Annotated in this window: 20 protein-coding genes; 5 read left to right on the top strand and 15 right to left on the bottom strand. The window is 57.0% G+C overall.

Annotated features, from left to right (window positions below):
- Window positions 1-160 precede the first annotated feature (160 nt).
- Both cueR and MK745_RS19090 read right to left on the bottom strand, forming a co-directional pair.
- Window positions 161-556: a Cu(I)-responsive transcriptional regulator gene (cueR, locus tag MK745_RS19095; protein WP_089894358.1), complete on the bottom strand. Its 396-nt coding sequence runs from the start codon at window positions 554-556 to the stop codon at window positions 161-163.
- A gap of 19 nt (window positions 557-575) precedes the next feature.
- Window positions 576-3083, bottom strand: coding sequence for a heavy metal translocating P-type ATPase (locus tag MK745_RS19090; RefSeq protein ID WP_243614770.1), 2508 nt, complete (start codon window positions 3081-3083; stop codon window positions 576-578).
- 149 nt (window positions 3084-3232) lie between these two features.
- Here MK745_RS19090 and MK745_RS19085 point away from each other — a divergent pair, with 149 nt between their 5' ends.
- Complete coding sequence (locus MK745_RS19085) at window positions 3233-3433, top strand: heavy-metal-associated domain-containing protein (protein WP_089894325.1); 201 nt, start codon at window positions 3233-3235, stop codon at window positions 3431-3433.
- Window position 3434: 1 nt separating this feature from the next.
- Here the strand turns inward: MK745_RS19085 and MK745_RS19080 are convergent, their stop codons facing one another.
- Window positions 3435-3968: a hypothetical protein gene (locus MK745_RS19080; protein ID WP_243614769.1), complete on the bottom strand. Its 534-nt coding sequence runs from the start codon at window positions 3966-3968 to the stop codon at window positions 3435-3437.
- Between the two features lie 72 nt (window positions 3969-4040).
- Here MK745_RS19080 and MK745_RS19075 point away from each other — a divergent pair, with 72 nt between their 5' ends.
- The gene (locus MK745_RS19075) at window positions 4041-4643 is read left to right on the top strand and encodes a Crp/Fnr family transcriptional regulator (protein ID WP_243614768.1); all 603 of its coding nucleotides are present in this window, start codon (window positions 4041-4043) and stop codon (window positions 4641-4643) included.
- Here MK745_RS19075 and MK745_RS19070 read toward each other — a convergent pair.
- The 11 genes from MK745_RS19070 to MK745_RS19020 all read right to left on the bottom strand — a co-directional run bounded on the left by MK745_RS19070 (window position 4628) and on the right by MK745_RS19020 (window position 12841).
- Window positions 4628-5104: a DUF411 domain-containing protein gene (locus tag MK745_RS19070; protein WP_242110435.1), complete on the bottom strand. Its 477-nt coding sequence runs from the start codon at window positions 5102-5104 to the stop codon at window positions 4628-4630. The two genes, MK745_RS19075 and MK745_RS19070, sit on opposite strands and share 16 nt — an antisense overlap.
- Window positions 5105-5205: 101 nt before the next feature.
- Window positions 5206-5697 carry a c-type cytochrome gene (locus tag MK745_RS19065; protein WP_242110437.1) on the bottom strand — a complete coding sequence of 164 codons (492 nt, stop codon included), beginning with the start codon at window positions 5695-5697 and terminating at the stop codon, window positions 5206-5208.
- Window positions 5698-5740: 43 nt separating this feature from the next.
- Window positions 5741-6907 (bottom strand): multicopper oxidase family protein, encoded by a 1167-nt coding sequence (locus MK745_RS19060; protein ID WP_243614767.1) that lies wholly within the window; start codon window positions 6905-6907, stop codon window positions 5741-5743.
- Window positions 6908-7041: 134 nt separating this feature from the next.
- A complete protein-coding gene (locus MK745_RS19055) occupies window positions 7042-7701 on the bottom strand; it encodes a DUF3047 domain-containing protein (protein WP_243614766.1) in 660 nt (219 codons plus the stop codon).
- The gene (locus MK745_RS19050) at window positions 7698-8429 is read right to left on the bottom strand and encodes a DsbA family protein (protein ID WP_243614765.1); all 732 of its coding nucleotides are present in this window, start codon (window positions 8427-8429) and stop codon (window positions 7698-7700) included. Before MK745_RS19050 ends, MK745_RS19055 begins: the two co-directional genes overlap by 4 nt.
- 25 nt (window positions 8430-8454) lie before the next feature.
- Entirely contained in the window at window positions 8455-9852 is a 1398-nt protein-coding gene (locus MK745_RS19045) for a multicopper oxidase family protein (protein WP_242110471.1), read from the bottom strand.
- 56 nt (window positions 9853-9908) lie between these two features.
- A complete protein-coding gene (locus MK745_RS19040) occupies window positions 9909-10808 on the bottom strand; it encodes a c-type cytochrome (RefSeq protein ID WP_242110472.1) in 900 nt (299 codons plus the stop codon).
- 1 nt (window position 10809) lies between these two features.
- Window positions 10810-11376 (bottom strand): c-type cytochrome, encoded by a 567-nt coding sequence (locus MK745_RS19035; protein ID WP_243614764.1) that lies wholly within the window; start codon window positions 11374-11376, stop codon window positions 10810-10812.
- Between the two features lie 42 nt (window positions 11377-11418).
- Entirely contained in the window at window positions 11419-11769 is a 351-nt protein-coding gene (locus tag MK745_RS19030) for a hypothetical protein (protein WP_243614763.1), read from the bottom strand.
- The gene (locus MK745_RS19025; RefSeq protein WP_089894292.1) at window positions 11769-12227 is read right to left on the bottom strand and encodes a c-type cytochrome; all 459 of its coding nucleotides are present in this window, start codon (window positions 12225-12227) and stop codon (window positions 11769-11771) included. Before MK745_RS19025 ends, MK745_RS19030 begins: the two co-directional genes overlap by 1 nt.
- 32 nt (window positions 12228-12259) lie before the next feature.
- Entirely contained in the window at window positions 12260-12841 is a 582-nt protein-coding gene (locus MK745_RS19020; protein ID WP_243614762.1) for a L,D-transpeptidase, read from the bottom strand.
- Window positions 12842-13006: 165 nt separating this feature from the next.
- On the opposite strand from MK745_RS19020, the gene MK745_RS19015 reads away from it, so the two are divergent.
- From MK745_RS19015 to MK745_RS19005, 3 genes are all read left to right on the top strand, one after another.
- Entirely contained in the window at window positions 13007-13324 is a 318-nt protein-coding gene (locus tag MK745_RS19015; protein ID WP_243614761.1) for a DUF2933 domain-containing protein, read from the top strand.
- A 287-nt stretch (window positions 13325-13611) separates the two neighbouring features.
- Window positions 13612-15753, top strand: a complete 2142-nt coding sequence (locus MK745_RS19010; RefSeq protein ID WP_243614760.1) for a protein-disulfide reductase DsbD family protein — start codon at window positions 13612-13614, stop codon at window positions 15751-15753.
- A 243-nt stretch (window positions 15754-15996) separates the two neighbouring features.
- Window positions 15997-16662: a L,D-transpeptidase gene (locus MK745_RS19005; RefSeq protein ID WP_243614759.1), complete on the top strand. Its 666-nt coding sequence runs from the start codon at window positions 15997-15999 to the stop codon at window positions 16660-16662.
- A gap of 27 nt (window positions 16663-16689) precedes the next feature.
- Here MK745_RS19005 and MK745_RS19000 read toward each other — a convergent pair whose 3' ends face one another.
- Window positions 16690-16953 (bottom strand): hypothetical protein, encoded by a 264-nt coding sequence (locus tag MK745_RS19000; protein ID WP_243614758.1) that lies wholly within the window; start codon window positions 16951-16953, stop codon window positions 16690-16692.
- Window positions 16954-17092: the final 139 nt, after the last annotated feature.

Genomic DNA, 17092 nt, shown 5'->3' with positions numbered 1-17092 from the left:
CGTGAACTGGGCGTGAAGCCTGTAACTCTGTATCGATACGTCGATCCCAAAGGCAATCTGCGCGACTACGGGAAACGCGTGCTGGGCACTTAGGGTGTCATTCTGCACTCAGCCGGAGCAGACCCCATGTTCGAAATTCCTTGTGGGTCAATGGGACGGGTCAATGGCAGGGGTCGCCACTGAGACCTTCGAGAATGGGGCAATCCGGGCGATGATCCCCCGCGCATTCCTTGGACAGGTGGGTCAGGGTCTCATGCATGGCTTGCAGATCGATGATCTTCGCTTCGATCTCTTCCAAATGCTTGTTTGTTATTTCTTTCACCTCTGCACTGGCGCGGGTTTCATCCTCGTAGAGCGCCAGCAAGTTGCGGCAATCACCAATGGTGAACCCCAAGGCACGGGCGCGGCTGAGAAAGATCAGCTTGTGCAGGTCAGTTTCGCGAAAGACGCGATAGTCGTTCGTGTCACGCAGTGGTTTGACCAGGCCGATATCCTCGTAGTAGCGGATGGTTTTGGCGCGCAGACCGGTGCGCTTGGATACTTCGCCGATGTTCAGATTCATGTCGCCTCCTCGCTTATCCGGCTAGTGCCGGGTTCAGGGTCTCGGTTTCTTGCATCGGGATGGGTGCTTTGTCGTTCAGCACCGGCTTAACCCAACGCAAACGCAGTGCATTTGTTAGCACGAACACGCTGGACAGAGCCATCGCCCCGGCTGCCAGAACTGGCGACAGGAGCAGCCCGAAGGCCGGGTACAAAACGCCTGCAGCCACAGGGATCAGCAACGTGTTGTAGCTGAAGGCCCAGAACAGGTTCTGCCGGATGTTACGCATGGTGCGCGTCGAAATGTCGAAGGCGTTGACCACGCCGGTCAACTCGCCGGACATCAAAACAACATCTGCCGCTTCGATGGCAACATCGGTTCCGGTGCCGATAGCAATGCCCACATCCGCAGTGGCCAGCGCAGGGGCGTCATTGATGCCATCGCCGACAAAAGCCAGTTTGCCACGCGTGCGTAAATCTTCCAGTGCGGCGACTTTTCCCTCGGGCAGGACCTCGGCCACAACGATATCAATGCCCAATTCTGCGGCGATGGCTTCAGCCGTCCCTTGATTGTCACCGGTAATCATGGCCACGCTCAACCCCAGATCATGCAATGCAGATATGGCTGCTGGAGTTGCTGGTTTGACCGGATCCGCCACGGCAATCGCCGCCGCAATCTGCCCGTCGATTGCTGCATAGAGCGGGGTTCGCCCCTTGCGGCCCAATTCGTCGCCGATCTGGGCAAGTTTGCCCATGTCGATCCCCTCGCGCTGCATAAACCGGTCAGCTCCGACAAGAATGCGGTGACCGCCAACGGTCGCCTCGACGCCGTATCCGGTGATCGACGTAAAGGCTGTGACCTCGGCGCCATCCAACCCTCTTTGGGTGGCGGCACGCGTGATGGCTTCGGCAATGGGGTGTTCAGACTGGGCCTCGATGGCGGCAACCAGTCGCAGCACCTCATCGCTGTCAAACCCATCCGCCGCGATCAGGTCGGTCAGCTCGGGACGGCCCTGGGTCAGAGTGCCCGTCTTGTCCAATGCGACCACCCGCGCTTCCTGTAGCATTTGAAGCGCATCACCTTTGCGGAAGAGAACCCCCATTTCGGCCGCCCGACCGGTGCCGACCATGATCGATGTAGGCGTTGCCAAACCCATCGCGCAAGGGCAGGCGATGATCAAAACGGCGACACCTGCAATCAGCGCAAAGCTCAGTGCGGGGTCAGGTCCAAAGATCAGCCAAGTCAGAACGGTTAAGGTGGCAACCGCCATGACCGCAGGGACGAACCAGGCGGTAATCCGGTCTACCAAACCCTGGATCGGAAGCTTGGCACCTTGAGCCTGCTCAACCATCTGGATAATTTGCGCCAACATCGTGTCAGCACCAACCTTGGTTGCCTGGAAGATCAATGCGCCTGTGCCATTCACCGTTGCACCGACGATCTCAGCCCCAGTGGATTTCTCAACTGGGACGGGCTCGCCGGTGATCATGCTTTCATCGACATAGGAACGGCCGCTGATCACTTTGCCATCAACGGCGATTTTCTCGCCAGGACGCACGTGGATCAAGTCACCCACGATGATCTCCTCGATCGCCAGTTCGACAACTTCGCCCTCCCGTTCCACCCGCGCGACCTTTGCCTGCAACCCGACAAGCTTGCGGATTGCCTCGCCTGTACGTCCCTTGGCGCGTGCTTCCAGAAAGCGACCCAGTAGGATTAGAACGACAATTACAGCCGCTGCCTCATAGTAGACATTGGCAGTGCCTGCCGGCAGAACTCCCGGCGTAAAGGTGGAAATCAGTGAAAACCCGTAGGCCGCTGAAGTGCCAAGCGCGACAAGCGAGTTCATGTCCGGCGCGCCCTTGAACAGCAGCGGAAACCCCTTTGTGTAGAAGCGCAGACCAGGGCCGAACAGAACGATTGTGGTCAGGAGAAATTGCAAAAGCCGGCTGTTTTGCAGGCCGACGCTTTCTTCGATCCACATATGCATGGCCGGAAACAAATGACCGCCCATCTCGATCACAAAAACCGGTAGGGCCAGAATTGCGGCGACCAAGGTAAGTTGCCCAAGTCGCGCGATCTCTGCCGCCTTGCGGTCCTGTTTGCTGAGGTCTTCTCCAGCTTTGAGCTTGGCAGGGTATCCAAGTTCGGTGGAAATCCTGGCCAAGTCCGCCGGCGTAGTCGCCCCGGTAGCGTAGCGTATGGTCGCGGTCTCCGCAGCCAAGTTTACCTGCGCATCAATTACGCCGTCACTGGCCGTCAATTTGCGCTCAACCCGGCCAACGCAGCTGGCACAGGTCATGCCTTCGACGTCCAAAGTGATTTCGCTGGTCGTGGCTGGATAGCCCGCTTCACCCAACGTGTCGATCAACCCTGCAAGGTTGGCGGGGGCGGCAAAGCTGACCCGGGCTGTTTCATTCGCCAGGTTGACCGCGGCATCGGACACGCCGGGAATGCCGGCAAGCGTTCTTTCAACACGGCCGACACAGGACGCACAAGTCATGCCTTCGACCGACAATGTAAGCGTTCGTTTCTCTGACATGACACTCTCCGCGATTCGTGGTTCCAAATATGGTTTGGGGGGTTCCAGTGTGGGTAGGGTCAAGCCTTGAATATCACGTTTTCTTGATGCTTGACCTTACCCTGTGGGAACCCCCAATCCCTTCATTGAACGAAAAAACGGAGACTACCATGAGCAAGTTCAATGTACCCGATATGAGCTGCGGTCATTGCAAGGCTGCTATCGAAAAGGCCGTTGGTGCCGCCGACGGAGATGCGGTTCTGAATTTCGATCTGGAAGCGCGCACCGTCGAAGTCACAAGCAGACTGGGCGACGCCGAGCTGACAAAAATCCTGGAAAAGGAAGGTTACCCCAGCACGATCGCTGCCTAGGTCAATGCACCATCTTGCCGGCAGCCATGCCAAGGTGATGTGCCTGATGGTGGCCCCCTACAGCCATCAACCCAAAGAAGCCCAAGGCGCGAATGACATCGACTTCGTCGGATGAGGTCACTGTCCATGTGACCTCATTCCTGCCAATCTCGGCTTCACTGGACCAGCCCGTCTCTATTGCCAGAACTGGAGCATGTGCTGGAACCATGCGCCGAACGGCTTCACCACCTGGCCCGGTCAACCCGACACGGAACATCACGCCATGTGGGACCTGTTCGACAGAAGCCTCAGCATGCATGATCAGGTCGTCCATATCAATTAAATGCTGACGCAGACCGGCGATATCCACGCGACTCCAATTCGTGTCCGGATCCGCTCGCAGCAAGGCTACAATCTCGGCGATGGATGCAAACGCCCCCTGCCCCGGCTCCTTTGGCACGGCCATATTTTGTCCGCTGGCACCGTGATCGTGGCTGTTGTGTTGTGCCGTGGCTGTGGAACTGGCCAGTAAAACTATGAGTACAAGTCGGATCATGGGTGGCTCCTGTTCGGTCGCGAGACTCCAATCTGGCGCCTGATCCTCTTCTGACATATGATCGAGGTCATAATGTCACATCTGATGTCTCTGCCCTCTCCATTCAATCGTCTCCCGAAATGCGGTCAGGCGCGGCGTCAGCTTGAGGCTGATGAGTACTTGTTTCGCCAAGGAGACCCGACACGTGCGATGTACTTTCTTGAACAGGGCGCAATCAGCCTGATCCGCCACACAAAAGATGGGCAGAAAGTGACGATGTTTCAGGCCAACGCAGGCGATACCCTGGCAGAACCGGCGTTGTTTTCGGACCGCTTTCATTGCGACGCGACGGCCCAAGCACGTTGTTTGGTCCTCTGCCTGGACAAGACCGAGGTGCTGGAATTCATGACGAAAGACCCGAGTTTTGCCGCAGCTCTTGTTCAACGCATGGCAAGCCAAATTCAGACCTATCGTCGCCGACTGGAATTGTTGGCCATCCGCCCAGCCAGGGACAGGGTTCTGGCCGGTCTGGCGGATGGGTGGCTCACCGGGTCGATAATTGAATTCGCAAGCGAGCTGGGCCTGACCCACGAGGCCGTATACCGAGCCCTGTCAACCTTGGTGCGCGAAGGCCAGGTTGCGCGCACCGCTCGAGGTTCATATCGCGTGAAAGGCGCCGATCAGGCCGCATTGTAGTGGGCGAAGATCTCGGTTGTGCCATCATTTCGGATCAAGAAGACCGAATAGGCGTCACGTTCGCTCGCGGGACCCATGCCCGGTGATCCCCATGGCATGCCTGGCACAGACAGACCAATGGCGTCGGGCCTCTCGCTCAACAGGCGGTGGATGTCAGCCGGCGGTACATGGCCTTCGATGACATATCCGTCAATACGTGCCGTGTGGCACGATGCCATGTCTTCGCTGATCCCGCTTCGGACCTTCAAACGCATCAAGTCGTCATACGTGGCTTCGCGAATGTCCATTGCGTATCCCGCATCAGCCATGATGTCGATCCACGCACCACAGCACCCGCAATTAGGATCCTTGAACACTTGCACCAGCGGCGGCGTAGCAGCCAGAGCGGGCACTGTCATTCCGAGCCCGGAGGCGCCCAAGCCGCACAACAAAACGCGGCGATTGATGGTCAGGTTGGTCATTGTGTCTCCTTTCAGGCCAGATTGCCCAGTGGTGTTCAATTTCGGATTTATCTTATCGTTCTCGCGGTGTCAGATCCTGACAAAGGTCAAGCAAGGGGAGCTTACGATCCGCCCTGCATCTGTTCCCCTTCAGTCCGCACCTCTTGGGTTTCGCGCATACGGTCTGGCCAGGTGGACTTTATGAAGGCCAAAATGTCCCAGATCTCCTGGTCGCTCAACTGCTCTCCAAACCCGGGCATGCCACTGTTGAAATTCGTCACACCGCTTGCCTCCAGGGCCGCCTGCCCGCCCAACTTGGTATAATCGAACAACAAGGCATCTCCATGATGCCAGGTATGGCCGGTCCGATCATGCGGCGGAGCGGGTAGCGTGCCGTCGTCCTTTGGGCTGCGCCAATCGGGTTCCCCTTCCAGCTGTGCCCCATGGCACGAGGCACAGTTTTCCGCGTATAGCACCGCACCGGCCTCAGAATCAGACTGCTCCGGCTGCTTCGGTGGTCCTGCATTTGCTTGGTCCGTGCTCAGAAATACTGCGGCACCCGAAAGGCTCAATATGGCGGCGATGGCAGCAATCAGAATTTTGGGGCGGGACATCTTTGCACTCCATGGCATGATTGTTCAGGGGTCTGTATTTCCGTCATGATACGTCAATCCAGGTTGCCATGCCGTCTGCACTGTGACTGAGCATGTGACAGTGGAACAGCCAGCGCCCCGGATTGTCGAAGACACAAACTATTTCGCGCGTTTCCCCCGACGCGACCAAGAGTGTGTCACGCAGAGGGCCAAACGTCCCATTTTCCGAGATTTCACGGAAATGGTGGCCATGCAGATGAATGCCGTGGGCAAACCCGGTTGGGTTTAACAAGACGATCCGGGCTGTTTCCCCTTGCCGGAACTGGCCAAACGGTTTGTTGGGAAGGCCAGAAACTCCATTGAACGCCCAGGTGCCAAAGCCGCCGTGGTTCCGATCCCCTTCCCCGCCCCTCATCAAGAGCTCAAGCGTCTGGGTGATTTGGCCGGGCTCGGAGAGCTCATGCATCGGCAACGCAGTTACGGGGCTACGGTCCGGTGCTGAGTTCTTGCCGGACAAAGCTATGCTTGCGATCGGATTGCGCGTGTTACCTTCTGTCAAATTGAAGGTGATTTCAGATGTTGCAAATCCAATGATATCGATACGCTGTGCAGGTGCCATGATCAGGTGCTGCAATTGCATCGGGGACTCCAGCGGCATGCCATCCAAGGCGACCACAGAGCCATCTATGCCGTCAAGATCGAGACGAAACACTCTGTCGATGGCCGCATTGACCAAACGCAATCGAACGCGATCTCCTTGTCGAACGGTTTTTTGGCTGAGAAAAACCCGCAAAAGATCGCCCATGCGACCTTTGCGCGAAAAATCATCCATGACCCCGAAATCTGTGTCAAACATCCCGTCAGATGTAGTTCTGAAATCCGCCAACATTGCCGTGATATCGTGATCCACATTGGGTGGATCACGTTCTTCTACGATCAAGGGGCCAAACAACCCGCGGCCAACTTGTTCATAGGACAGGTAGTGCGAGTGATACCAGAACGTGCCAGCATCAGGCAGTTCGAAATTATAGTCGTAGTGCGCGCGCGGTGGCACAACCTCTTGGGTTAGTATTGATACCCCATCCATTTGGTTGGGAACACGGACCCCATGCCAATGCACCAGCGCTCCGTCTTGCAACCCGTTTTCCAGGCGAACATCCAGCTGATCGCCCTGTCGAAATCGCAGCTCGGGACCTGGGATTGAGCCATTGAACCCGAGTAGGCCAGGCATTTCCCTATCATGACCGGGCCATCGAACAGCAACCGGTGCGGGACGCAGCGTATGTACGGGTTTCTTGGCCAAGGCGGGCCTTGGCACCATTATTCCGGCCATTGCACCCAGGAGTATTTGGCGGCGGGAAAGCCTCATTGCTCTGAGACCAGTTCCAGGTTCTCAATTGAAGCAAGGATGCGCCCGCCCGTATCGTCACTATCGGCCGAAACTCCAATCCCGACGAGGATACTCTTCTCAGCCCCAAAGGCAGTGTGAAAATCCGCTTCAAGATCAACGTCTTCTATATGGCGACCGACGCCGCTGGGTCGAAGCACGCGAGTGATCATCCGCGGATGGTAAGGGCTTATCAGAAAACTGCCTGAATTGTGGTTGCCCCCCCAGACATAAACCAACGCATGTGTTTTCTGGTTGCGCAGCAATCGGCGTGCCGAATTTCGGCTCAGATTGTGCGCCGTTTCAGCGTCTGTGAACACGAAGTAGATCGCCAGATTTCTGTCGTCACCGCCTTTGCGCCGCAGATCGGTCCCCACGACACCCTCACGCACTTCCCAGATCCACCTGGCACCGTCAGCGTTGCGCAGGCCGGGCTCAAGCGCACGCCAGACAAGCGATACCGTGCCGTCAGAAGTCACATCCAACTTAGGGCCCAGGAACTGGTACTCGTTCGACCAAAGGCGGAGAAAACCCTGTTCTTTCCAGCTGCCGTCAAACAGCAATGGCCCAGCAATTGCGGGACCCAATGTGGCCGCATACAGGAATACGGCCACGAATAGGCGGCGGGAGGGGGTCATTCTGCGGCTTTTCTCGCCGCCTCGACGACTTCCACCAATTCAGATTGTTCCACGAACCCTGGCACCAGTTCCTCACCGACAACGAAAGATGGGGTGCCGTTGAAACCAAGCGACTGCGCAAGGTTCATGGAGGTCACCAGATGCTCTTGGATTTCCGGTGCTTCCATGTCTCGGCGCAACTGGTCAACATCCAGCCCAACTTCGGCCGCGACGCGCATGACACTTGCCTCTTCAGCACGACCATTCATACTCATCAACGCCCAATGGAAAGCCTCGTATTTTCCCTGTTCACGTGCTGCCAAAGCAGCTTTGGCCGCGAAAACAGACCCTTCCCCCAGAATTGGCCATTCGCGATAGACGAGACGCACATCTGGGTCCTCATCAAGCAAGCCTTGCACCACGTCCATAGCACGGCGGCAATAGGGACAGTTGTAGTCGAAGAACTCCACCACCGTCACATCCCCATCGAGATTGCCCAGTACCGGTGCATTCGGGTCCAGTTCCAGCAGATTGCGCTGGTTGGTCAGCACGTCTGCGCGGGCCACATCTGCGGCGGCGGCCTGTTGCTGTTCCAGAATGGCGACGGCCTCCATAACGATGCCAGGATTTTCACGGATCGTCTCAAGCACCAGTTCCTTGACCCGATCCTCATCCAACCCGTCCGCCCAGGCTCCGATTGGCGCTGCCAGGCTGATAACCAAAGCGAAAATCCCGTTAAATAGTTTCATGCTCTTCTCCATGTTTTAGTACCGATTATGTTACGTCGACCCAGGTCGCCATGCCCGAGGCCGTGTGGGCCAACATATGACAATGGAATATCCACTTGCCGGGTTCGCCCGCGACAAAGGCGATCTCTCGTGTTTCATCCCCGAAAACCAAAAGCGTATCTCTCAGAGGTCCAAGCTCACCGCTATTCAGGACTTCGCGAAAGTGCATTCCGTGCAGGTGCATTGCGTGGGGAAAGACCGTGTCATTTTGTATGCTAACTCGCGCGGTTTCTCCTGATGACAGTTGCGCGAGTGGGGTGTCGGTCATGCCGACGACGCCATTGAACGACCAGAACTGGTTGGCGGCGGCCAACTCACGAAAGCTCATTTCCTCACCGCCCAGCCTCGCTTTTTGAAGGTTGCCCATGGCGCCGCCTTCCATCCTGAGGTCGAACCGACGTGCCGCATCCACCCCGGGAACGGACATATTCGGATTGGGCGGCAGCGGTTCCGGTGTTTCACGCAGCTTTATCGGGTCCCCAGCAGGTCCAACCGGAAAGGCAGCTTGTGAATACCCCTCTTCGTCGTCGATACGCACCAAATGGGCAACTTCGCCTGCGGCGGCTGTAACATCGACGAACAGGTCAACCCGCTGACCGGGAGCCAACAAAAAGTTACCGTCAACCTTCTCCGGTACCTCCAAGGGCATACCGTCATAAGCCATGACCCAGCCCTCGAACCCCGACAAAGCGAGCTGGAAAATTCGTGCGTTGGCTGCATTTATCAGGCGCAACCGCAAGCGCTCGTTCGGCTTGACCGGCAGTTCCGTTTCTGCGGTCCCATTCGTCGCAATGTAGTTCCCGCGACGCCCGGCATGACTTCGGTCATGCGGGGCTTCAAACTCGGGGTCCAGCTGCGCCGTATCCGGATTCAGAAGCCAATCGTCAAGGATCAGAAGCTCTTCGCGGTCAACGTCAACCGGCTCAGCTTCTTCAACAATCAGAGCCCCATAAAGCCCACGCGCGACCTGTTCCATGGAGCGATTGTGAGCGTGATACCAATATGTACCGGCATCGTGCGCGGTAAAATCATAGTCGAACGTCCCGCCTGGCGGCACTGCATCCTGGGTCAGTCCGGCCACGCCATCCATTGCGTTGTCGATGCGAAGCCCGTGCCAATGCACCGAACTGGCCTGAGGGAGGTCGTTCACAAAACGCCGCATTATGCGGTCGCCTTGTTTCACCCGGATCAATGTGCCCGGCATTTGCCCGTCGTAGCCCCAGATACGTGTCTTCGGATAGTCCGGTGGGGCGAGTTGGACGTCTGCAACGCTGGCAGTCAGAGGCATGGGAGTGGGCGTAGCCGCGCGAATTGTTCCTGGGATCATTGTTCCAAGCCCCAGGGTAGCCCCCATGCGCAAAATGTCTCGTCGGGTCTGTGTCATTCCGTGTCCTTTTGCGGAAGGGGCCGTAGCCCCCTCCATTGTTTTGCTCTTCGACCTCAGCCGCCGGTGTGATCGTCCATCAGATAGGTCGCCATGGCTTTGCGGTCTTCCTCGGTCAAAAAACCAGTTCCATACATCACGACTTCTCCCATCGACCCACCAAAGGCGTCGCCGTCGGGTTTGACCCCGGTGCGAAGCGCATAGGCCAGGCTGTCCACAGTCCACCCGCGCATTTGTAGGGTTTCATAGTCGATGGCCGGAGCTTTCCCGCCGCCGGGTAGTGAGGTACTTCCCCTGAAGTGCTGACTGTCCGATTTCCGCGCGCCTGCAAAGTTTCGGGCGGTGTGACAGGCAGCACAATGCGCGGCCCCTTCCACAAGCTCGCGGCCCCGGTTCCAGACCTCGTCGTTGCCTTCAATGGGCTCTGTGCGCGGTGCGGTCAAAAATGCGGCCCGCCACAATTTCAATCCCCAACGCTGGTTGAATGGAAAGGCCATCTCCTGATCTCTGGATGGTTCGGCAACGGCAGGTACAGTCTGAAACGCCGCCCACAGATCAGCAATTTCCTGGTCCGTGAAGTTGCCGTAGAAAGGATAGGTGAACGCAGGATAGTAGGGTTCACCCTCGGGCGAGACCCCTTGCCTGACTGCGCGAGCAAACTCGTCAATCGACCAATCACCGATCCCGTGCTCGGGGTCGGTGGTCAGGTTGGGCGAATAGAGAATGCCGAAAGGCGTCTCCAGTTTCACCCCTCCGGCCAAAGGCACACCGCCTGCCTCGACATTCGTGTGGCAAGCAATGCAGCCGCTGGCACGGGCAAGATATGCGCCGCGGCTTGCATCTCCTTCCAAACTGATGGGCCCGTTGATCTGACCTATCGGCCAGGCAACGAGCGCCCCGGTCACGACGACACCGAATGCCGCCCCACCCAAGGCCAATCTTAAAATACTGCGCATCTTACTGGCTTTCAGCGCGGAATTGCGTGTGGCACGCCGAGCAGACCTGGGTAACCATGGTGAAGGCACCGTCAGCAGGCATCTCGGAAATCTGTGCAGCCGTCATGGTGTTCCCCATTGCACCAGAACCGCCCATCATGCCGGACCCGCCGCCCATCATAGTATCTGTCGACATGGCGCTGCTGCCTGTCGCCATCAGACCGTTGTCCGCTGCGCCGGCCAGTCCTTCGGAGACAATCCCAAGCTGTTCCGCCAGTTCTGAGAATTCCTCCCACTTGCTCCAGATTGCGTCTTTGGCCTCCGAGGGCATTCCGCCGGAACCCTCGGGAAAAAGTTCCGTCATCGAGTCACCAGCGTGGCGTGAGAATGTCGCAGCTGCCCGCCGCACAACGTCCGCGTCATAGTCAATTTCGCCGCGCATCATGGGCGTGACAGCTTTCACAGCCTTTCCCATATCCGCCATGGCATCCATGCGGTCTTTCACGATGCCAGTCGCACCACCGTGTGCGAAAGCTGTAAGGGCGGTTGAAGTTGCGACGATCGCCGCGAGAACAGTGGTCTTTTTCATAATTTCAATCCTTGATCGGTCGAGTTTTCGAGTGTTCTGGGATCAGGATTGGATGCGCGGTGGCGGCTTGTCTGAAAGAGGCGTCCAGCTTTCGCCTGCAAGCCAGGCAAGCCAGATTTTCGACTTGCCGGTCTCTGCAGGTCCAGGTTGAACCGGTGTCAGAAGGAAGGCCGCGGCGGTGAAGCATTCCAGACCTGGATGACAATGCCCAAAAGATGCTGCGACCTCTGCATGGTGGTCGAGGTCTTCTTTGCTTCCGTGGTCCGCGTAGGAACTGTCCGAGTTCCCAGCGTGCCCACGAGCGCTATCCGGGAGACCCGCGAACGCGATCAGTCCGCCGAACATGACGACACAGATCAACCGGAGCAGGGATAGGCTGGGTTTTGGAAGCATCAATTGATCCCGTTTTCGCGCTGCAACTCTCGCACGTACCGCGCGATGTACTGTACATCACCACGCGTCAGTCCAGGCACCGGAGGCATGTTCCCAAACTTCCAATGATGGGCGCGAACGCCACTTTGCGCGGCCCTCTGGAACGCTTCGTCCGAATGGTGACTTGGTTCGTAAATCTTGTGCACAAGAGGTGGGGCGACCCCATTTTGACCTGCCGCATTTGCACCATGGCAAGACGCGCATTTTGCATCAAAGGCACGTTTTCCAAGTACCGCGTCTGCTGACAGCTCTTGTGGCAACCGAACATCCTCAATCGGGTCTCCCATTGCGATGTTGCTCGTGTCCGGCGGTACCATTGAATGACCTTGCTGCACAGGAGCAGGCTGAATCGCCTGCCACCCAGCGACTGCGACACCGGCAAGCAGTGCACCGCCCACGAAAAGTCCCCATTTACTCATTGTTCTATCCTTTTGAGGTGTTCATGCGGACTTCAGACCAATTTGACCTGAGTGCCGACGGGCGCGCGGGCGTATACCTCTTCGATCTGTTCGTTAAAAAGACCGATACAGCCGTTCGAAGATCGCCGGCCGATTTTGCGCGTGTCCTGAGTGCCGTGAATGCGGTAGTATTGCCAAGACAGATACAACGCTCTTGTCCCAAGAGGATTGGCCGGATCACCGCCCTTGATGATCGCTGGCCATTCGGGGTTGCGCTCCCGCATGGATGGCGTAGGAGCCCAACTTGGGTTTTCTCGCTTTTCCACAACTTCGGTATATCCACGACGCGTCAACTCGTCGGTCATGGGAACTGATGTCGGATAAATCCGCATCTCACCATCTGCGGTCCAATGCTGAAGGACGCGCGTGACGGTATCAGAAAGCAAGATCCCCTTGCCCAATCCGTCGAAATGGTCCTGCCATTCATGCAGAGCGAAGGACGATATGTTACGCCGCACCACCGGTTCCGGGATATTGGACGGTGTTTCCTGTGCCCACAGGATTGAAGGTGCGGTCAAAACCGATGCCACACCGCTCACCATCAGGCGTCTGTTAATTTTGCCATTGCCTGCCATGTCGCCTCTCCACTCGTATCATTGGCGTATTCGTGGGCTATTTTTTCGCCTGATCCGTCTCATTCATCAACAGTTCCAAGCCCCGAGATTTGTATCGAAATGTATCCTTGACCTTTCCTTGGGTAAGGCCCGCATATGGTGTCAGCGACCTAGAAGAGGCACCCAATGAGTCAGAAAACAGACACGAGCTCCACCGAAAGAACGCGGTCTGGCCCCAAGGCAATGCATTTCGCAATGATGGCCTGTTGCGCCATCATGCTGTTGCCGATCGCAGGCTATTTCCTGGCTGGTGGCGCGCTTGGCGGGCTCGGGTCGAACTTGCTGACCTTTGCACCGCTCCTGCTTTGTGTCGGGGGCCATTTTGTTATGCACAAAATGATGGGCAAAAGCTGCCATACAAGCGGCTCTCGGCGCGAAACAGAAGAACCCAACGCTGTCATCCACGATGTGGCGTCGACCGTGCCGCAGGTACGCCGAGGCTGACCGGGTGCCTGTTTCCGGCCTTGCGCGTGCCATGTTGGCTGGGTTGGTTGTGAGTGGTTGCGCCACTTCCGGCAAGCAATGCGACAAACCAGCTCGGACCAGTCTTTCTTACGGCGATGTAACTATGTTTGCGCCGGAAGGATGCTGGTTCACCGGCGAGGGGAACAGCCCGGTTCGCTCGATTGCGTGTAGCGACGGTCGTCAAGGTTTGGCAATTGCCGACGTATCTGACGTCTCGGTGGAGGCTGATGAATGAGAAATGACATCGAGGAAATCAGGATACGACGATGCTTTCAATCGTGAGGTTGCGCGCCTACTGCATGAGGCTTGTTCTATTCGTCGGCTTAGGTTTTTTGGCAACCAGCCATGCTATAGCTGCGACGTCAGATGACTTTTCCTCAACAGCCCTCACCGCCAGACTGATCTCTGTGCAGGATGGAGTGCCTTCCGGCGCTGAAACGCTTTCGGCGGGTCTAGACGTGATGCTTGCGGAGGGCTGGAAAACCTATTGGCGCTCACCTGGCGAGGTCGGCATCCCCCCACAGATCGATTGGAGCGGTTCAAGCAACGTCGCGGGCGTTGAAATGCTTTGGCCGGCCCCAGAGCGGTTCACCGCATTCGGTATCGAAAACTTCGGGTATCATGACACCGTTGTTTTTCCCCTTCGGGTCACGCTGGAACGGCCAGGTGAACCGGTTGATCTTACCGGAGCTGTAAAACTACTGGTCTGTTCTGAGGTCTGTGTCCCACAGACCTTCGATTTGACACTGTCTCTTCCCTCGGGGTCGGATATCGACACCGTTTCCGCATCGCGCATAAGCACTTTCCTGTCTCGCGTTCCAACCGAAGGGGATCAAACCGGAATAACGGACGCAGTAGCGTCAATCGACGCGAAACAGACAACCCTGACGCTTGAAATGCAAAGTGCCACCGCATTTGGCACACCGGATGTTTTTGCCGAGCTTGGAGCGGGTACTGCTTTAGGCAAGCCTGACATCCGGCTTGGAGATGGGGGCCGCAGACTTTGGGCGCGCATCCCGATCCTTACCGTTCACGCCGAGCTGTATCACGACCCTGTTTTGACCGTGACAGACGGGCCAGCCCGTGCCCTGACTCTGACTCCGCAGCTGGTATCACCCCCCCTTGCCCCACCATTCAGGCTTGAACAACTGGTGCCAGGTCTGGACAAACTGGCATGGATTGCCCTGGTGGCTTTTTTGGGTGGGCTGATCTTGAATGTGATGCCCTGTGTCCTTCCGGTTCTGTCAATCAAACTGTCATCGGCAATTAAGACCCAAGCGCGTGGCGCGCGGTCTGTTCGCATTGGCTTTCTGTTCGCTGCCGCTGGCGTCATGAGTTTCATGTGGTCTCTGGCCGCTATTCTCTATGTGTTACAGATGTCTGGCGTGGCCGTTGGTTGGGGGCTGCAATTTCAAAACCCGGCCTTCTTGGCCTTGATGTTTCTTGTGCTCGCGGTTTTCTCAGCAAACCTGTTCGGTCTATTCGAGTTGGCGTTGCCTTCCTCACTTCAATCTCGCTTGTCCAACGCAGGTGGAACCTCAGGACATGGGGCTGATTTTGCGACCGGGTTTTTCGGCGCGGTCATGGCAACCCCCTGTTCGGCACCGTTCCTTGGGACCGCGGTAGCATTTGCGCTTGCCGGGCGCGGTGTCGACATCATCATTGTCTTCACAGCTTTGGGGTTGGGGCTTGCATTGCCATATCTTCTTATCGCCCTTGTGCCCGGGCTGGTGGCGGTTTTACCCAAACCAGGGCGATGGATGGTTGGGTTGAAGCTGTTTCTTGGAGGGCTTCTTTTTGGAACAGCAATCTGGCTTTTGTGGATTTTGTCCAGCGTCGCAGGCCTGCTTTCTACGATCGTGGTCACGGGCCTTTCAATCGCGTTGCTTGCGGTCCTGATACGGCGTCCCTTGTCCCCTGCTCTGCGTAATCTGGCCGTCATCCCGCTTGCCGTCCTGCCTATGGTTTCGGCAGAGCTTCTGGCGCGCCAGGCCTCGACTGAGGTTGAACGGTTGGGCGGGCGGATCAATTGGATCACTTTCGACCGTGGAGACATTGCACGCCGCGTATCGCAAGGCGAAGTGGTTTTTGTCGATGTCACTGCGGATTGGTGCCTGACTTGTAAGGCCAACAAGGCCTTGGTTCTGGAACGTGATCCGGTTTTGTCTGCCCTGAACAGTGACGGAGTGATCGCGATGCAAGCCGATTGGACACGCCCCGACGAACGTATTTCGCGGTATTTAGAAGCAAATAACCGCTATGGCATTCCCTTCAATGCAATCTATGGGCCGGGGGCACCGAACGGTATTGTCTTATCCGAGATCCTTTCTTCTCAGACTATTCTGTCAGCCCTGAAATCTGCCCGTGCAATTGGGATTCAATCCAGCACTCTCGAGACCGAACAATGAAGCAGTGCCGTGTGACATATGAAGCGGCTCAAAGGCAAAAAAGACTGTACCGGTTAGGAACGAAATGAACGACGTCGAAAAGCGCACGGATACCAAAACCCGCCAAACTTCGGACTTTGCAATGTTGCCACGATTGCAGACATTAGCTTGGATTCACAGGTATGTGACTGGTTTCGCGAATGATCACACGTATCCTTGTGACCTATCGTCTAAGGAACTGCCGGAAATGAGGATTGTGAAACCATGTTGACCAGACGCCACTTCATCGGTTCGACAGCCGCTCTGTTTTCCGCCCCGATTGCAAGCACCGGTTGGGCCGCGCCGACTTCTGACCGCTCAAGGTGGTCTGCATGGGACGCGCAGATTACGCCTGTGGATTATGATCCGGCAACGTCAAACCCTTGGGGGTTTCACCCGCGTTTCCTGCCCCAGCTCGTCGAGGCGAATCCCGGCCTGACACCAGGCGACATCCACGTCGATGCTGTGGCGAGATATCTGTACCATATTCGCGAAGACGGCACCGCAATGCGCTATGGGGTCGCGATTGCGCGTGGGAACCTATACGAACCCGGTACCTACACGATCAAGCGAAAAGCGAAATGGCCGACCTGGACCCCGACTGCAGCCATGATCAAACGAGACCCAGGTCTCTATGAGCGACATGCGGACGGAATGAATGGTGGCCCAACAAACCCGCTTGGGTCGCGCGCGTTTTATCTGTTTGTCGGAAATCGAGACACCTACCTCCGGATCCACGGTTCACCAAGCCCGCGATCCATTGGAGGGAGGGCCAGTTCGGGCTGCGTTCGCATGGTCATGGCGCATATCAATGGCCTATATGAACATGTATCGACGGGTTCGACCGCCTACCTTTATCCGCCTGAGGATACGGTTTCGGCACGAAGCTGAAGGGTGGATTGGCCGAACAGAACGGGACTAGCCAGTGGCCGCCTCTTCGGTGTCTGCATCTGGCAGTTGGGTGCAGATCGGCCGCCCTCTCACGGATCTCAACGGAAGGAACGTCGTTTCGACCGGGCCAACATGGCGATAGACATAGCACCCATCCGCCGGATCAATTCGCACCGCTGCAAGATCCTGGTAAGGCGCGGCAATCGCAAGCACGCCCTCGGGCAGCTCCTTGATGAACCCGTCAGAAGAGACGCGCCTACCGCCTTCGTAGGTTTCACAAGATGCGAGCAAAAAGACTGTGCCCCCTGATCCTCCCCCACTGAAGTGGTCCTCCGCTATGTTTAGGAAAACGGAGGAAACACATGGCCAACAAGCGACCGAAGCCGGAAGAGATTGTCACGAAGTTAAGGCAGGTTGAGGTTCTGACGGG

Source organism: Shimia aestuarii, assembly GCF_022814865.1.
In the GTDB taxonomy this organism is placed as follows: Bacteria; Pseudomonadota; Alphaproteobacteria; order Rhodobacterales; family Rhodobacteraceae; genus Shimia; species Shimia aestuarii_A.
This window is presented reverse-complemented; position numbering and strand designations above follow the sequence as displayed.

What these genes read in the sequence shown, in the direction of transcription:
- MK745_RS19090 (WP_243614770.1), bottom strand. Translation starts at nt 3,083, where the DNA reads ATGTCAGAGAAACGAACGCTTACATTGTCGGTCGAAGGCATGACTTGT.
- MK745_RS19085 (WP_089894325.1), top strand. Translation starts at nt 3,233, where the DNA reads ATGAGCAAGTTCAATGTACCCGATATGAGCTGCGGTCATTGCAAGGCT.
- MK745_RS19080 (WP_243614769.1), bottom strand. Translation starts at nt 3,968, where the DNA reads ATGATCCGACTTGTACTCATAGTTTTACTGGCCAGTTCCACAGCCACG.
- MK745_RS19075 (WP_243614768.1), top strand. Translation starts at nt 4,041, where the DNA reads ATGTCACATCTGATGTCTCTGCCCTCTCCATTCAATCGTCTCCCGAAA.
- MK745_RS19070 (WP_242110435.1), bottom strand. Translation starts at nt 5,104, where the DNA reads ATGACCAACCTGACCATCAATCGCCGCGTTTTGTTGTGCGGCTTGGGC.
- MK745_RS19065 (WP_242110437.1), bottom strand. Translation starts at nt 5,697, where the DNA reads ATGTCCCGCCCCAAAATTCTGATTGCTGCCATCGCCGCCATATTGAGC.
- MK745_RS19060 (WP_243614767.1), bottom strand. Translation starts at nt 6,907, where the DNA reads ATGCCTGGCCTACTCGGGTTCAATGGCTCAATCCCAGGTCCCGAGCTG.
- MK745_RS19055 (WP_243614766.1), bottom strand. Translation starts at nt 7,701, where the DNA reads ATGACCCCCTCCCGCCGCCTATTCGTGGCCGTATTCCTGTATGCGGCC.
- MK745_RS19050 (WP_243614765.1), bottom strand. Translation starts at nt 8,429, where the DNA reads ATGAAACTATTTAACGGGATTTTCGCTTTGGTTATCAGCCTGGCAGCG.
- MK745_RS19045 (WP_242110471.1), bottom strand. Translation starts at nt 9,852, where the DNA reads ATGACACAGACCCGACGAGACATTTTGCGCATGGGGGCTACCCTGGGG.
- MK745_RS19040 (WP_242110472.1), bottom strand. Translation starts at nt 10,808, where the DNA reads ATGCGCAGTATTTTAAGATTGGCCTTGGGTGGGGCGGCATTCGGTGTC.
- MK745_RS19035 (WP_243614764.1), bottom strand. Translation starts at nt 11,376, where the DNA reads ATGAAAAAGACCACTGTTCTCGCGGCGATCGTCGCAACTTCAACCGCC.
- MK745_RS19030 (WP_243614763.1), bottom strand. Translation starts at nt 11,769, where the DNA reads ATGCTTCCAAAACCCAGCCTATCCCTGCTCCGGTTGATCTGTGTCGTC.
- MK745_RS19025 (WP_089894292.1), bottom strand. Translation starts at nt 12,227, where the DNA reads ATGAGTAAATGGGGACTTTTCGTGGGCGGTGCACTGCTTGCCGGTGTC.
- MK745_RS19020 (WP_243614762.1), bottom strand. Translation starts at nt 12,841, where the DNA reads ATGGCAGGCAATGGCAAAATTAACAGACGCCTGATGGTGAGCGGTGTG.
- MK745_RS19015 (WP_243614761.1), top strand. Translation starts at nt 13,007, where the DNA reads ATGAGTCAGAAAACAGACACGAGCTCCACCGAAAGAACGCGGTCTGGC.
- MK745_RS19010 (WP_243614760.1), top strand. Translation starts at nt 13,612, where the DNA reads ATGCTTTCAATCGTGAGGTTGCGCGCCTACTGCATGAGGCTTGTTCTA.
- MK745_RS19005 (WP_243614759.1), top strand. Translation starts at nt 15,997, where the DNA reads ATGTTGACCAGACGCCACTTCATCGGTTCGACAGCCGCTCTGTTTTCC.